Annotated in this window: 13 protein-coding genes; 7 read left to right on the top strand and 6 right to left on the bottom strand. The window is 68.5% G+C overall.

Translation table 11 applies throughout. The annotated features are described in order from the left end of the window. Position 1 precedes the first annotated feature (1 nt). Positions 2 to 1,507, bottom strand: coding sequence for an MFS transporter (locus tag AMYNI_RS46165; RefSeq protein WP_020673024.1), 1,506 nt, complete (start codon positions 1,505 to 1,507; stop codon positions 2 to 4). A 140-nt stretch (positions 1,508 to 1,647) separates the two neighbouring features. Here AMYNI_RS46165 and AMYNI_RS0136270 point away from each other — a divergent pair, with 140 nt between their 5' ends. Beyond that, positions 1,648 to 2,394 carry a TetR/AcrR family transcriptional regulator gene (locus AMYNI_RS0136270; RefSeq protein ID WP_020673023.1) on the top strand — a complete coding sequence of 249 codons (747 nt, stop codon included), beginning with the start codon at positions 1,648 to 1,650 and terminating at the stop codon, positions 2,392 to 2,394. Between the two features lie 5 nt (positions 2,395 to 2,399). Here AMYNI_RS0136270 and AMYNI_RS46160 read toward each other — a convergent pair whose 3' ends face one another. Then, complete coding sequence (locus AMYNI_RS46160; protein WP_020673022.1) at positions 2,400 to 3,329, bottom strand: DMT family transporter; 930 nt, start codon at positions 3,327 to 3,329, stop codon at positions 2,400 to 2,402. Positions 3,330 to 3,700: 371 nt separating this feature from the next. On the opposite strand from AMYNI_RS46160, the gene AMYNI_RS47575 reads away from it, so the two are divergent. The 4 genes from AMYNI_RS47575 (at position 3,701) to AMYNI_RS46150 (ending at position 7,531) form a co-directional block, all read left to right on the top strand. Beyond that, positions 3,701 to 4,144 (top strand): SRPBCC family protein, encoded by a 444-nt coding sequence (locus AMYNI_RS47575; RefSeq protein ID WP_020673021.1) that lies wholly within the window; start codon positions 3,701 to 3,703, stop codon positions 4,142 to 4,144. A 135-nt stretch (positions 4,145 to 4,279) separates the two neighbouring features. Then, positions 4,280 to 5,419, top strand: coding sequence for a serine hydrolase domain-containing protein (locus AMYNI_RS0136255; RefSeq protein WP_020673020.1), 1,140 nt, complete (start codon positions 4,280 to 4,282; stop codon positions 5,417 to 5,419). 509 nt (positions 5,420 to 5,928) lie between these two features. Then, positions 5,929 to 6,315 (top strand): hypothetical protein, encoded by a 387-nt coding sequence (locus tag AMYNI_RS0136250; RefSeq protein ID WP_020673019.1) that lies wholly within the window; start codon positions 5,929 to 5,931, stop codon positions 6,313 to 6,315. 31 nt (positions 6,316 to 6,346) lie between these two features. Beyond that, a complete protein-coding gene (locus AMYNI_RS46150; protein WP_020673018.1) occupies positions 6,347 to 7,531 on the top strand; it encodes a cytochrome P450 family protein in 1,185 nt (394 codons plus the stop codon). A 6-nt stretch (positions 7,532 to 7,537) separates the two neighbouring features. Here the strand turns inward: AMYNI_RS46150 and AMYNI_RS0136240 are convergent, their stop codons facing one another. Both AMYNI_RS0136240 and AMYNI_RS0136235 read right to left on the bottom strand, forming a co-directional pair. Further along, the gene (locus AMYNI_RS0136240) at positions 7,538 to 8,938 is read right to left on the bottom strand and encodes an MFS transporter (protein ID WP_026361379.1); all 1,401 of its coding nucleotides are present in this window, start codon (positions 8,936 to 8,938) and stop codon (positions 7,538 to 7,540) included. Beyond that, a complete protein-coding gene (locus AMYNI_RS0136235; protein WP_040406198.1) occupies positions 8,935 to 9,375 on the bottom strand; it encodes a MarR family winged helix-turn-helix transcriptional regulator in 441 nt (146 codons plus the stop codon). The genes AMYNI_RS0136240 and AMYNI_RS0136235 overlap by 4 nt, the downstream gene beginning before the upstream one ends. Before the next feature lie 101 nt (positions 9,376 to 9,476). On the opposite strand from AMYNI_RS0136235, the gene AMYNI_RS0136230 reads away from it, so the two are divergent. Continuing rightward, positions 9,477 to 10,271 (top strand): class I SAM-dependent methyltransferase, encoded by a 795-nt coding sequence (locus tag AMYNI_RS0136230; RefSeq protein WP_020673015.1) that lies wholly within the window; start codon positions 9,477 to 9,479, stop codon positions 10,269 to 10,271. Between the two features lie 34 nt (positions 10,272 to 10,305). On the opposite strand, the gene AMYNI_RS0136225 is transcribed toward AMYNI_RS0136230, so the two are convergent. Further along, positions 10,306 to 10,860, bottom strand: coding sequence for a hypothetical protein (locus tag AMYNI_RS0136225; protein ID WP_020673014.1), 555 nt, complete (start codon positions 10,858 to 10,860; stop codon positions 10,306 to 10,308). Positions 10,861 to 11,082: 222 nt separating this feature from the next. Between AMYNI_RS0136225 and AMYNI_RS0136220 the strand changes: the two genes are divergently transcribed. Next, positions 11,083 to 11,967, top strand: a complete 885-nt coding sequence (locus AMYNI_RS0136220) for an SAM-dependent methyltransferase (RefSeq protein ID WP_020673013.1) — start codon at positions 11,083 to 11,085, stop codon at positions 11,965 to 11,967. 19 nt (positions 11,968 to 11,986) lie between these two features. On the opposite strand, the gene AMYNI_RS0136215 is transcribed toward AMYNI_RS0136220, so the two are convergent. Continuing rightward, positions 11,987 to 15,229 (bottom strand): NACHT domain-containing protein, encoded by a 3,243-nt coding sequence (locus AMYNI_RS0136215; RefSeq protein ID WP_020673012.1) that lies wholly within the window; start codon positions 15,227 to 15,229, stop codon positions 11,987 to 11,989. Positions 15,230 to 15,238 lie beyond the last annotated feature (9 nt).

Here is a 15,238-nt window from a genome sequence, read left to right as displayed (position 1 = left end):
GTCAGTGGCCGGCGACGGGTACCGTCACCTGGCCGGTTTCCGGGCTCGGCTTGCGATCACGCATGACGACGAAGGCCAGTACGGCCGCGACCAGCACGCCGCAGGCAGCGATCAGGAAGCCGGTGGACATCGCCGAGGTGAAGCCTTCGCGGGCGGCCTCGGCGAGCCCGGCGTCCCGGTTGCCGGCGGCGACGCCGAGCGCGTCACCGATCGAATGCCGCGCGGATTCGGGAGCCGAAGCGGGCATCGCCCCGGCGAACATGGTGGTCACGACACTGCCGAGAATGGCGACGCCCAGCGCCGCGCCCATCTGCTGGATGGTGTCGTTGAGCGCGGACCCGACGCCGGCGTGTTCTCCCGGCACGGCACCCATCAGCGCCGCGATGGCCGCGGGCATGGCCAGCCCGCCACCCGCGCCGAGCACGAACAGGGCGATGCCCGGCATGGTGAACCCGCCGTCGGCGGAGACGGTAGCCAGCAGGGCGAACCCACCCGCCATCACGGTGAGACCGGCGGCCGCCAGTGCCCGGTTGCCGATCTTCTGCCCGAGGGTAGCGCCGAGGGTGTTGAAGGTCAGGGAGGCCAAGGCCATCGGGATGAAGGCAAGGCCGGCCTGGGTCGGGGTGTAGCGGAGCACGAACTGCAGGTACTGGGTGAGCACCAGCATCAGCCCGCCGTTGCCGATCTGCACCAGCGCGAGTGACAGGCTGCCGCCGCTGAAGTTGCGGTCGCGGAACAGCTTCAGCGGGACCATCGGGGAGCTCGTGCGCAGCTCCCAGCACACGAACCCGGCGAGGCCGAGCACGGCGACGATGAGCGCGGTCAGCGTTTCCGCGCTGGCGAGGCCGTCCTTCGGCAGTTCGTTGATCGTCCAGACCAATGCCGTCATGCCGAGCACCGAGTGGATCGCGCCGATGGGGTCGGGTTTCTGCCACGGCCCCTTGGACTCCGGCATCAGCACGAGCGCCGCGATGATCGCCACGATCGCGATCGGCACGTTGATCAGGAAGACCGCACCCCACCAGAACCAGGCGATCAGCACACCGCCGAGGACGGGTCCGGCGATCAGGCCGACCATGGCCACCGCGCTCCACGCCGCCATCGCCCGGCGTCGTTCGGTCTCATCGAAGACGGTGATCAGGATCGACAGCGTGCTCGGCATGATCAGCGCGCCACCGACGCCCATCACCACCCTGGCGATGATCAGCTGGCCGGGGCTCGCGGCGAACGTGGCCACCAGCGAAGCCGCCCCGAACAAAGCCAGGCCGATGATCATGACCCGCCGCCTGCCGAACCGGTCGGACAGGCTGCCCGCGGTGAGCAGCAGGCCGGCGAAGACCAGCATGTAGGACTCCAGCACCCACTGGATGTCCTGGGCGCTGGCGCCGAGATCCGCGGTCAGCGGCGGAACCGCCACCGTGAGCACCATGTTGTCGACGACCAGCACCAGCGTGCTCAGGCACAGCACGACCAGGATCAGCCAGCGTCTCGGGTTCCGCTCTTCCATGACAACCCCTCCAGTATGCGTACGTCGTGCTCTCGTTGCGCACACTGTACGCACAGCCTTCCGCCGTGCGCAAGACTGGTGTTCGCATGATGCGCACGGTGTGCGCTACGGTGATACCGAAGAGCGACAGAGGAGGTCCGATGCCAGCCGACGAACAGCCGATCCCTTCGGTATGGACGCGTCCGCGCCGACGCGAGCGGCCGGCGCTGAGCCGGGAGCAGATCGTGGCCGAGGCCGTCCAGCTGCTCGACACCGAAGGAATCGAAGACCTGAGCATGCGACGCCTCGGCGGCAGGCTGGACGCCGGGGCGACCTCCCTCTACCGGCATGTGGCCAACAAGGACGAGCTGATCGAGCTGGTCGTGGACGAGGTCTACGGCGAGATCGAGGTGCCGTCCGCCGACGATCCGGCCGGCTGGCGGGCATCGGTGACCGTCTGCGCGGACAGCCTGCGGGCGATGATCCTGCGGCACCCCTGGATCGCTTCGCTGCTCGGCGAAGTCGGGCTGTCCTACCTCGGGCCGAACGTGATGCGGCTGAACGACCGCATGCTCGCCCTGTTCGAGGCGGCGGATTTTCCGCTCGACGAGGCCGACAAGGCGATCAGCACGGTCAGCGCCTACGTCATCGGCACGGCGATCAGCGAAGCCGCGTGGCTGACGATGGTCAGCCGCAGCGGCGAGACCGAGCAGGGCTGGTCCGAGCGGCTACGGCCGGCGGTCGAAGAGGCCGCGCAGGATTACCCGCGGCTGCGCGAAACCTTCACCGGATCGGCCGGCCAGGACCTGCACCGGCGCCGTGAGGAGAACTTCCACTACGGGCTCGAGCGAATACTGGACGGCTTCCACGTCCACCACGGCCGCGAGGAGCAGCCCCGCGAACCTTGAGCGGGTCAGCCAACGCGGAGGGGTTCCGGCGCCGGTCGCGTGTTCGCGTCCGGGGCCGCGGGCGGGCGGTGGTTCCCGCCGTAATGCTCGGTGAGGCCGGCCAGCGCCAGTACGCCACCGACCGCGAGAAGTGCGCAAAGCGACCCGGACACGGCGACCCAGCCGCTGATCGAGGCCGCTTCGCCGAGCAGGCCGATCCCGATGGCCACGGCGACGATCGGGTCCACCACGGTGATGCACGCCATCACCGTGTGCGGCGGTGCGCTGGCGTAGGCCTGCTGCACCAGCCAGGCGCCGAGAACGAGGGCGAGCACGATGGCGACCGCGGAGGCGATCAGCGCGGCGAGCGGGCCGCCGTGCTGGGCCTGCTGGAGCACCGCCCTGGTCAGCACCGACACCAGCCCGTAGGCCATGGCCGCGGCGGTGGCGAACGCGACCCCGCGGACCCGCCCCCTCGTCGCCATCGCGAGCAGGCACATGGCGGCCACCCCGACCGCGACGAGCTGACCGGCCTGGAGGCCGTCCGAGCCGGTCACCTCGGTCGGTGTGGTGTTGTTCGCCGCGATCCCGACGAAACCGGCAACGCCGGCCGCGATCGCGGCGATGGCCAGCCAGCCGCGCCCGCTGAGCCTCGGCCCGCCGGCCCTGGCGGCGAACAACGCGGTCGCGGCGACCGCGATCACCCCGACCGGCTGCACCACGATGATCGGCGCGAGGCCGAGCGCCACCGCGTGCAGGGTCCCACCGGCGGTCATCGCGAGCAGGCCGAGCAGCCAGCCCCGCTGGCGCAACAACCGGCTGAACGAACGCAGGCGCAGCGTCGTCCCGTCGCCGGCGTCCCGCATGGTCGTATGCACGGCCCGGTGCTGCATGTGCGCGGCCAGCGCGGCGAAGACGGCGCCCACCATGGCGAACGCGATCCCGATGAGGTTCATTCGGAGCTCTCCGATACTCGCCGCGACCGAGGCGCCCGCATGCCACCGTCCCTTGGTCGGGGTCGAAAGTCAGTAATCCGGGCCACGGCACAAGACTGTCCGGCCTTCGCCCGGCGCGCGATCAAGGTGACCCCCGAAACGTTCCTGGGAACCACCCCATCTTGCGCGGTGGAGTTTTCCCTACCGGAGAGCACCCGGAACAGGCGGGGCGACGTTCACGGTTTCCGTTGCTGGTCAGCGGTTTGCCGCCGCCAGCGCAATCACCGTAGGTAGCCAGGACGACTACGCCCCACCTTTGCTCTCAAACCCGGCTCGCCGCATGGCGGCAATCATGAATATAATTCACGTTATCTGACGGAAGGGGCGAGGCCATGACCACCGGTCCCCGGCACGTCCTGCGTTTCCAGGACCAGTTCGAGGCGCCGCCCGAGACCGTGTTCGACCACCTCACCGACCACTGGGACACGCTCTGGCCAGGCAGGTTCCACCGCGTCCGCAACGCAGCCGACCCCCGCACCCCGAACGGGCTCGGCAGCCTTCGCCGCATCGCCCTGCCCGGTGTCACCATCTTGGAAGAGATCACCGCCTACCAGCGACCCGTGCTCCTCGAATACCGCACGCTGCGCGGCGGCCCGATCCGCGATCACCGCGGCCGTGTCAACCTCAGCCCCTGCCCCACCGGCACCCGCCTGGACTACGAAATCCGCTTCGACAGCACCATTCCCGTGCTCGGTACCCTGATCGCACAAGCACTCGCCCTCACCTGGCGCCACTACACGAGGCCACGCCTGCACGCCGCCCTGGACCAAGCCTGAATCCGGTGGACGCTCTTCTTATTAATAAGTTCGGGACTCCCCGGACTTATTAAGATGACAACTGTTGACATGCATTCCCTGTTGCCTCCATTGTTTCCCCTGCATCCGAGTAGAATTGCCGCGCCGGAGGTAGTCATGCTGGTTTCCGTTCGTCGCAGGGTTTTCGCCGTCGCTGCCGCCGCCGTGATGATGGCCGGCGTGGCCGTCGCGTCGAACGATTCAGCTTTCGCGGGCCGGGTGGATGATGGGCCATATCCAGGCGCGGAATGGGAACGCGGTGACCCCGCCGCGGCCGGGTTCGACCCGGCCAAGCTGGCGCAGATAGCCGAAGAATTGAAGGCGGACAAGTCGAACTGCCTCGCGGTCGTCCGGCACGGGCGGCTGGTCGCCGACTGGTACTGGAACGACACCGGTCCCGAGTCCACCCAGGAGGTGTTCTCGGCGACCAAGTCGGTATCGAGCACCCTGGTCGGGATCGCACAGGCCGAGCAAAAGCTCAGCATCGACGACGCGGCGTCGAAATACCTTCCCTCCTGGGTCGGTACCCCGTCGGCCGACGTCACGGTCAAGGACCTGCTGAGCAACGACTCCGGCCGCCACTGGAAGGACCTGGTCACCGATACCGGCCAGGTCTTCGCGGCGCCGGATCGGACGGCCTTCGCCGTCTCCCAGCCGCAGGACGTGCCTCCCGGCGAGGTGTGGGCCTACAACAACACCGCCATCCAGACCCTCGACGACGTGCTCCAAACGGCCACCGGCGACGCACCCGCCGACTACGCCGAGAAGAAGCTCTTCGAGCCGCTGGGCATGCAGCACACGGACCTGACCCGGGACCGGGCCGTCAACACCAACATGTTCTTCGGCATGCAGTCCACCTGCCAGGACATGGCCCGCTTCGGCTACCTCTTCCTGCGCAACGGGCACTGGAACGACACCCAGGTCGTATCCGAGCAGTGGGTCGGCGACGCCACCGGAAAGCCGTCGCAGGACCTCACCACCGCCTACGGCTACCTCTGGTGGCTCAACCGGCTCGGCCCCGTCGCCAGCGTGGGCTCCCCCATGACCCGCGAAGACAGCGCCAACGCCCCGCACACCCAGCTCATCCCTTCCGCCCCGCAGGACATGTACTGGGCCCAGGGCCTCGGCGGCCAGACCGTCCAGGTCGACCCCGGCTCGGACACCGTGGTCGTCCGGCTCGGCCCGCCGAGCCTGACCAGCCCGCCCTCCACCTCGAAGACCGCCAGGATCGTCACCGAAGCCCTGGTCCACCCCTGAGACTGACCACCCACGAGGGTCAACCACGTTGCCTCACAAGGACGAATTACAACGCGAGGGGTGACGCACCCGGTCGGTGTCCGGACCGGAACAGCCGAGTGACCAGCGGCGATCCCGTTCCTAACGTGGAGTGGGTGGCCGGCCGCAGAAGACTTCCCCGCAACCAGTACCGGTGCCCGAAGTGCGGGGGCGCGCATGTTCACGGATCTCAGCGTGGACGTGAATGCGGCCAGGCCCCTGATCATCGCACCTACGATCGGCCTGCCAGGGCTCGAACCCCGGCCCACCGTCCGACCTGGAACACGCCACCATCGTCGGCCAGGTACACACCGCCAAGGACACAGCCGAGCCTGACGCGAACACCACGGCAACCCCGAGAAGTCACGCCGAAACCTGACCGGAAGACCGAGCGGCGTGGGCGCTCCAAGGAAATACTGGGCCAAGCCCGATCGACCTTCGTCGACGACGCCGTCACCTACGCGTTCGACCAGGACGGCTTCTACACCCGGTTGGCCGACCGTACACTCGACAAGCTTCCGTTCCACTATCGGGCCCGCCGCAACGGGCACCAGCTCTGCATCCGCCTCGACGACTTGTCCAAAGGACTCGACCCGGGCACCTATGCCAAACTCACTCAGACACCGATCTATGACGGGCTTCTCCGGCTGCGGTTTCCGAAGTTCCTTGCCGACGTGCTGAGTTCGACCGCAGCGTTCGGGGTCAAGGAGATCCTTGGCGCGCTACCCCCGACACACTTGTCCATGACGCTGAGCGTCTTGATCCCACTGGTGTGCCCGGACTTGAACGCCTGCCCGATCCGCCGCGAGGTGCTGAAGACCTACGCCTCCCCAGCTTTGGCCGAGCAGTTGAAAACAGTCGCCGCGAGCATCCGCTGACATTGACGAGATCGGGGGGCAGCCGATGAGAATGTTCGAGCCCGGCTATTGGGGAGACTCGCACAAGGTCGACGCGGCGCTTCGCGCGGAAACCGCGGTGCATCTGACCGACGTGGGCGGCTTCATGCCGCTATGGGTCATCACCAGACATCACGACGCACTCCACGCCTTGAAGAACCCGAAGTTGAGCAAGGACTGGCGAAAACTGGCCCACGCTTATGAAGAACTACTCGAAAAGGCCGGGATAGACCGCGGGGCCTCAAGGGTGAACTACCCGCACATGCTGAACAACGATGACCCCGAGCACGCTCGCCAGCGGAAGTTGCTCACCGCCCAGTTCACCCCGGCCCGGGTGGAGAACCTGCGCCCGCGAGTGGAAGAAATCAGCGCGGCACTGCTCGACGAGCTGGACACCGGCCGGACGATCGATCTCATCAGCGAGTTCGCGTTCCTGATGCCGATGACCGTGATCTGCGAACTGCTCGGTGTGCCGCGCGCCGACCGGCCGCGGTTTCGAAGCTGGACGCAAGCCGTCACCAGCGACGACCCTGGCAAGATCGGGCCTGCATCCTTGGCCATCGAGAACTACTTCACCACACTGTTCGATGCCAAACGTGCCGCCCCCGCGGACGATCTGCTGTCGGCCTTGCTCACCGCGAGTGCCGCCGAAGGCCGGCTGACCGACCGGGAACTGATGGGCACGGTGTACCTCCTGTTCATCGCCGGGCATGAGACCACCATGAACCTGATCGGGAACGCGGTCCGGCTGATGCTCGAGGATCAGGACCGGTGGCAATTGCTGAGGAACAAGCCGGAGCTGATCCCCGACGCGGTGGAGGAGGTCCTGCGTTTCGATACGTCAGTGCGGTGCGCCACGCACCGGATAGCGACCGAACCGGTGACCTACGGAGAGGTGACGATCCCCGCCGGAGCGATAGTGCTGATCTCCCTGTCCGCGGCGAACCGAGACGAAGCAAAGTTCGACCGCGCCGACCATTTCGACCTGTACCGCGATACTCGCGGGCACCTGAGTTTCGGCCACGGGTCGCACTACTGCCTCGGCGCCACGCTCGGCCGGATGGAGACCCAGATCGCGCTCGGGCAGCTGACCTCCCGCTTTCCGCACGCTCGCCTCGCCGTGCCGGCCGCCGCTCTCGAGCACATCGACAACACGCTCGCCAACGGCTTCGTGAAGCTGCCGGTCGACCTCCGGTGAACGCCCTCATCCACTGGCCGAGGTGCCGGCGGTTTCCTTCGCGGCGCCCACCCGGCTGAGGCTGCGGTCGGCCACGGTGGTCACCAGGAACACGACCGCGGTGCCGAGCATGAACCAGCTCAGGTGGTGCAGCCCTGGTGTGTCGGCGCCGTGCGAGAGAAAAGCACCGTTGGCGGCGGAGGCGATGACCGCACCAAGGTAGCCGGCGGTGCGCAGCAACCCGGCCGAGGAGCCGAGTCGCTCCGGAACAGCCTGGTGGTACACGGAGTTCTGCAGCGCGAGGTTGTTCAGTCCCTGCGGCACACCGAACACGACGGCGACGGACAGCAGCAGCCAGAACGGGCTGCCGGGGCCGAGCGTGAGCAGCAGTGCGCAGGCGACGATCTGCCCCGCCGCACCGACCGTCAGCTTGGCGCGCACTTCCTTGTGCCGCCCGGTGAGCACCGAGGCCAGGATGCCGACGGCGAACAGCGGCAGCTGGGCGCCCCCCGCCTGTGCCGCGGACAGCCCGCGCCCCTCCTCCATCCACCGGGTATAGCCGTAAAGGAACGAATAGGCGGCGACGAAGGAGAGCAACGCCCGCACATAGGTCAGGACCAGGGGCAGGTTGCCGCCCAACAGCCGCAGGTCGATGAAGGGGGACGACGCCCGCAGTTCCCGCAGCACGAAGACAGCACCGGCGACCACCGCGATCGCGAGCAGGTACCAAAGCCCGGCACCCAGGTTCATCAGGAACAGCAACAGCGACACCAGGGTGACCGCGAACAGCGCCATCCCCGGCAGGTCCAGCCCGCGGTCGTCACCACCGCCCAGCGGCGCGGTCTTCGGCAGCCGCAGCGCGCCCAGGACCAGCCCGATGGCCGCGAGCGGGAGGTTGAGCGCGAACGTGGTGCGCCAGCCGCCCAGCTCGATGAGCAGGCCGCCGAGGCCGGGGCCGATGACGGCGATCGTCTGCGTGGCGACCGCGACCGCGGTGAGCACCGCGGCCGGGGTGTCCTGCCCGGTGCGCTTGGCCTCGGCGCGAATCAGGTACATCGCGGACGGGTATCCCGCGCAGGTCCCGAATCCCAGCACGACCCTGGCCGCGACCAGCACGCCGAGGTTGGGCGCTAGCATGCCGATGACGCCGGCGAGCCCGGTCAGGGCCGCGCCGATGAGGTACAGCCGGCGCGGGCCGTGCAGGTCGATCAACCGGCCCACCACCGGCTGGCCGATCGCGGTGGCAAGGTACAGCCCCGAGATCAGCCAGGCCGTCTCCGACGGCGACGCGCCGAACGCGACTCCGATCGGCACCAGCGCCACCGAGATGATCGACGAGTTGACCGGGTTCAGCATCGACCCGACCATCATCGGCGCCAGCAACCTGCGGTCGAAGCCCTCCCCTGAATCCTTGCGACGACGGATCATCCGTCGGTCAGCCGTTCCACGAGTTCCAGTGCCTTCAGCAGCGCCTGCCGCTCTTTCTCGGTGTAGCGGTCGTGCAGCGCACGAGCCAGCCATTCCTCTCCCGCGCGGCGCTTGTCCGCGAGGAAGGCGTGCCCGGCTTCGCTGACGGACACCAGCTGCCGGCGCCCGTCACCGGGATCCGCGCGGCGCTCGATCAGGCCACGTCCGCCCAGCGCCTGCAACGTGGCGGCCACCGACTGGTGCCGGACCCCTTCCGCCGCCGCGAGATCGCTGGTCGACGCCGGGCCGTACTTGTCGAGCCGCCTCAGCACCGATGTCTGCGAAGGCGTCAGCCCCTCGACGTCGTAGGTCTGCCTGAGCCGCCTGCGCAGCCGGCCCACCATGGTCCGCAGCTCGCGCGCGGCGTGCACCGCCGATTCCGACACAGCGTCGTCCATGTCCACCACCTCTCGTCACCCGCAGGCAAAACTGTACAGTCCAGGCTGCGCAGTTTTCAAGGGGAATTTTCGGCCTGGTCCGGCGCTGTCAGGATGGGCGGATGTCCCAAGATCGCCGACTGCGAACCACCTTCAACAGCGCGGCTTCCCGGTATCAGCACGCGCGCCCGGACTACCCGGCCGAGCTGTACGCCGACCTGCTCGAGATCACCGGGGTCGAGCCACCCGCGCACCTCCTGGAAGTGGGCTGCGGTCCGGGAAAGGCGACCTTGCCACTGGCACGGAGGGGCTTCGGGATCACCGCGATCGAGCTCGGCGACGCGCTGGCGGCAGAGGCCCGGCAGCGCCTCGCCGGGTTCGCCGGCACCTCGGTGATCACGTCGTCCTTCGAAGAGTGGGAGTCGGCGCCCGGCACCCACTTCGATCTCGTCTACGCGGCCACGGCCTGGAACTGGGTGGACCCGGAGGTCAAGTATGCGAAAGCGGCAGCCCTCCTCAACGCGGGCGGCCACTTGGCCGTGTGGAACGCCGAACACGCCCTTCCGGTCGGTTTCGACCCTTTCTTCACCGAGATCCAACAGGTCTACGTCGAAATCGGCGAAGGCCACGACGGTCCATGGCCACCGCCTCCGCCGGAGGCTCAGCCCAACCCCATCGCCACCGAGTTCAGCACCTCCGGATACTTCACGGTCGTCGGAACACGGCGCTACGTATGGGCCCTGCGCTACACCGCGGAGGAGTACCTCGCTTTGCTGGACACCTTCTCCGGCCACATCGCGATGGAGCCGGACAAGCGCGCACACCTCTATCAGGAGATACGCCACCGCCTCGCCGAACGCCCGGACGGGCGACTCACGCGCCACTGGTCCGCCGTCCTCACCGTCGGCCGACGGTGACGACGTTCGCAACGGAAAAACGGCAGGCCCGCGGCTATCGCTTCAGGACATGCACGCATGGGTTGGGGGACGCACCTTCGGCCTGCACATCGGTATCCGTCATCGACCGGGCGGCGAATTCGGCCCGGTGTTCGCCGAACTGTTTCGACTTGTCGTTGCCGACAACCGCCACACAGAGGTCGAATTCGCTCGCCTCGATCTGCTGCGCCTCGATCTTCGCTTGCCACTTTCCCTGTTCCGCCTGAGTGGCGATCTGCAACGGGTACCAGCCCGAAGAATTCCTCGCGAGGAGCCAGACGGCGGAGTCGTCGGCCGCCTCCCCGCTCAGCGCGACGTCCAGACCTCCTCGCATCTCCGACCGATCGACCGGCGCTTCGAAGCTCATAGTGGTTTCACTCCACCAGGTTCGAGGATCGATCCCGGCCAGGAACGCGACCAGCGCACTGCCAGCCAGCACCAGGAGCGAGTCGACGACCTTCTCCAAGACACTGCCCTTGAACTTGTCGAGAGCCCGCCCGAACCGGCCGGAATCCTCCCCTTTTTCGATCTTGCTTTCTGTTCGAGCCAGGTTGAGCACCCTGCCGATCATGGCGACCCCTTCCTCTTTGCCGAACGCTTTCTCTCGATGCACATTTCGAGGCATTCGAACGGGAACTGCCGGATGGGACGCGCATGGATTCACTCGGGTTCCGGAACTCGATCACGGCCTGAATTCCCACCCGTTCGGCGCAACCGACCGCCGTCGCCAGCGGCTCCCCAGCCCGCTAGCGTTATCAGGCTTGCCTTCCGCCGCTTGGAGGAGTTGCGTGTCATGACAACAGCACATGATCGGGTCGGCGACGACTTCACCGCACCAAGCCCTGAGCAGATCGGGGTCAACTACGACCAGTTCGGCGACCTCTACGACCTGACCATCGGGGACATCGGCGTGCACCTCGGCATGTGGACGCGGCCAGGTGAGCGCGAGCCGGCGACCACCCTCGGCGATCTCGCCAACCGGGCGCAGGAACGCTCCACCGAGTACCACGTCGAAACCCTGGGACTGAAGGCCGGCGAACACCTGCTGGACATCGGCTGCGGCACCGGCCTGCCCGCGGTGCGGATGGCCCAGCGCAGCGGAGGGCGGGCCACCGGCATCACCGTCAGCCGGGAGCAGATCGCCAGGGCCACCGAGACCGCCAGGGCCGAAGGCGTCTCCGACCGGGTCACTTTCGGCTACGGCAACGCCATGGCCCTCGACTTCGAGGACGAGTCCTTCGACGCCGCCATGGCCATCGACATGTTCGCCCACCTGTCCGATCGCCAGCAGGCGTTTCACGAAGCCGCGCGGGTCCTCCGGCCGGGCGGTCACTTCATGATGAGTGAGTTCACCGTCCGTGGCACGCCCTCCGCAGTGCAACTGGCCGCATATCAGCAAACCTGGTGCTGTGCGGCACCGGGCACGGTGGCCGAGACCATGGAAATGGCGGCCACGGCCGGCTTTGAGCTGGTCAAGGTGGAAAGCATGGTGCAGAACTGCGCGTTCAGCGGGGAACTGATGGGAATTCTCTACGCCGACCGGCGCGAGGAGATCATCCAGCGCTACGGAGCCGAAGCCGTCGCCCAGATGGATCCGGTGATTCCCGTGGTGCGCTCGTTCTTCCGCGACCACCTCGGCTCCTACCTGTTCCTCCTGCGGAAACCCGGCCGGTGGTAGCACTCGGCCAGCGCCGCGTTCACGCGGTGGCGAGCACGATCGTCTCGGTCGGCGACAGCTCGCTCCCCCAGCGCTGCTCGAGCAGGCTCACCCCGGCCGCGACCTGCCGGAACGCCTCGGCGGTGCTGGGGGCGCCGAGGGCGTCCGCTTCGACGGCGAGGCACAGCACCCCGGTCCGGATCGCGGTCGCGGTGACCGGGGTGAGGTTCTGGCGGCGGCTGAAGACGGGCACGGCGAGCCGTTCCAGCCGGTCACTCGCCTCCCTGGCCCAGTCCGGTACCGGAGAGGCCGCGAGCAGGCCGGAGCAGGCCCTCCGGACCTCGGCCGTCAGCGAGTCGGGCGGCACGATCCGGTCGCCGGACTCGATGCCGGTGATGGTCACGAAAGCCCGCGCGAAACTGTCCAGGAAACGATGCCGGTCCTCGTCCAGCGGCACGCGTTCGGACTCCTGGAGCGCCTGGGAAAGGGCGCGGGGCATGGCCAGCCCGGTGATCGCTTCGAGGTGGCGGTGGTACTCGCCGAACGGGACCGGGGTGCGATCGGTGTCGCGGGCGAGGTCGAGACCGAGCACGACGTCCAGGACGAGGTCGAGATCCGGCTCCAGCGCGGTGTCGAGGTCGGTGTCCAGTGTGCTTGCCAGCCTGCGGGCGTACTCGAAGTCCCGGTCCAGCGCGCGGTCGAGATCGTGCACCAGGTCGCGTTCGGAGTCCGGCCTGCTGCCGGCCACGGTGAACGCGCGCCCGAGCGCGAGGTCCAGCGCCAGTGCGAGATCGATGGCCCGGATCCGGGCGAGATCGCGCAGCCTGGCCAGGTTGAGCGCCCGCGCGTGGTCGACCTCGCGGTCCACCGCGCGGGCCAGGTCGAAGGCGTGCGCGAGAGCCGGGTTGAGCGTCCTGGCCAGCCCGAGATCGCTGGACCTCGCCAGCGCGAGGTCGAGTGCGCGGGCGAGGCCGTGCACCAGGTCGCCGGCGAGGTTGCGGGCGCGGGCACCGGCCACGCCATGCTCGAGATCGAACGCCACGGCACGGAGCACGACCAGGGAACGCGCCAGCAGCAGCCTGGCCAGCGTTGCCGCCGAGGCCCGCAGGTCACCGGTGACCGCACGGACCAGCACTTCGGCCTTGATCAGATGCGGGTGCTGGGCTGGTTCCGGCGTCCACAGCTCTAGCGCGCGGGTGCCGTGCGGCTCCAGCCAGACACTGAGCCTGCCCGGCGGCGCGGAATCCGGCTGGTCCAGGGCACGCCGCACGGCCGGCACCTCGACCTCGGCACGCCGGGGCAGCCGGTAGGCCGAGCCGCCGCCGGCGATCTGGTTGATCCAGTGCACGAAGGTCAGCACGTCGGCAGGGTGCACCCCGACCACCGGCCCGCCCGATCCCGGCCGGAACGGCCTCGGGTCGTCGGGCGGGCTGGTCCCGGTGTCGGCGAGGAAGAGCCGGTAGATGTCCACGCTGATCGGCCTGGCGCAGATCCGCGCGACACCGTCGGTTGGCGTGAGGTGGCGCAGGTGCCGGGTGACCATCACGTGGGCCATCAGCCTCCGGCGCCGCGGATCGATGTCCGGCTCGTAACAGGACTCCAGCAGCCGGTCCAGGCTTTCGCGAAGCGCGGGGTCGATTTCCCGGGCGTGCTGGGCGCAGTCGAAGGCCAGCGCGAGCGCCGGGACACTGGCCGAGTCGAGGCAGGCGCGGATGATCGGGTCGGTGTCCGCGCGGGCGGCGTACAACAGCGTGCACTCCCGCCACCATTCGTCGTCGACGAGTCCCGGCAGCAGGTCGACCGGCCCCTTGTCCTGAATGTGCGCGGCGGCCAGGTACTCCTGGAAAGTGTGGTGGGCGAAGGAGTGCAGCCCGTTCTCACGTTCGATCAACAGGCCGCTGGAGCCTACTTCGGCGAGGAACTCCTCCCCGGTGAGCTCCTTGGAAACCCGGCGCAGCAAGGGTTTGAGCACCTCGAGCACCTCGGCCTTCGGCAGGTCCCGCACCCGGCGCTCCATCATGGTGAACGCGAGCTGCCGCAGCAGCAGCTCCTTCTGGTCCCCGCCGAGTTCGATCGGCAGCTTCTTCGCGCTGTGCCGGCGCCAGAGCATCACCTCGCAGATTTCGCTGTAGAGCTCGGCCCTGCTGCCCGGCAGCGCGCTGCGGTAGTGGTGCACGTTCGCGATCATGGTCAGCAGCAGCGGGTTGACCGTCAGCTCGTACAGCCCGGTCGCGTTCCGCAGCCGGTCCAGCAGGTCGTCGGCGGCGGAGGCGACCCGCGGTTCCATTTCCCCGTTGTCCGTGCCCGTGCTGTGCCGTTCCATCGACCAGTACCAGCCGCGGACGAACCGGGCGACCTGCTCGTCGGTGAACCGCCGCACCTGCAGCACCGTCGCGCCGACGATCTCGGCCGCCCAGTAGCCGTGCGGGCGGGACGTGATCACGTAGTCGTTCCCGGGGTACTGCCCGATCTGGCGCTCGACCCAGTCGGAGACCGCACGCCGGTCTCCCCGCGGCGTCACCTCGTCCAGCCCGTCGAGCAGCACCACGCAGTCGCCGTCGCGCAGTTTCTGCTCGAACCAGCCGGCGGGCTCGTCGGGCCGGTACCGGCCGAGCGTGCCGCGCAGCAGGTCGGCCAGCGGCACCTCGGGGTCGGCCAGTATCTCGGTGGAATGGTCGCGGAGGAACAGGAAGATCGGCACCGGGCGTCGCTGCTTGCCACCCGCATGGCAGATCCGGCGGGCGGTGTGCCGCAGCAGGGTGGTCTTCCCGCTGCCGGCGGCACCGACCACGGCCAGCACTTCCGGGGTCGATCGGCTGAGGAACTCGTGCAGGGAAGACCGCTCGGTCAGCTCGGCCGGCACGTCCGCGAGCGGGTCCGAAACCACCTGGTGCGGGCTGCGCGGTACCAGCCCCAGCTCCACGAAGACCTCGTCGAGCTGGGGCGTGTACGGACCGATTGTGGCCAGGCCCTTGAGGTCGATGAACCGCAGCGCGCCGAGCACGAACTCCCGGTACCGGCGCTCGAACCGGAACAGCCTGCGACCCAGCGTCTGGTCGACCCGCTCGATGAACCTCGCCTGCCAGCGCCTGATCAGCTCACTGGCCACCTCGCGGACGAACGCGACCACCGCCAGCACCGCCTCGTAGACGACCAGCAGCACCACGGCCAGCACCGGATTGTCCTGCACCCAGCCCGGCCACAGCCCTGCCACGGCTCCCGGTGGGCCGATGGTCGCGGTCAGCCAGCCGAGACGCCCGATCGTTTTCGCCGCCTCGGCCATCCGAGGCCC

Source organism: Amycolatopsis nigrescens CSC17Ta-90 (genome assembly GCF_000384315.1).
Classification (GTDB): Bacteria; Actinomycetota; Actinomycetes; order Mycobacteriales; family Pseudonocardiaceae; genus Amycolatopsis; species Amycolatopsis nigrescens.
This window is presented reverse-complemented; position numbering and strand designations above follow the sequence as displayed.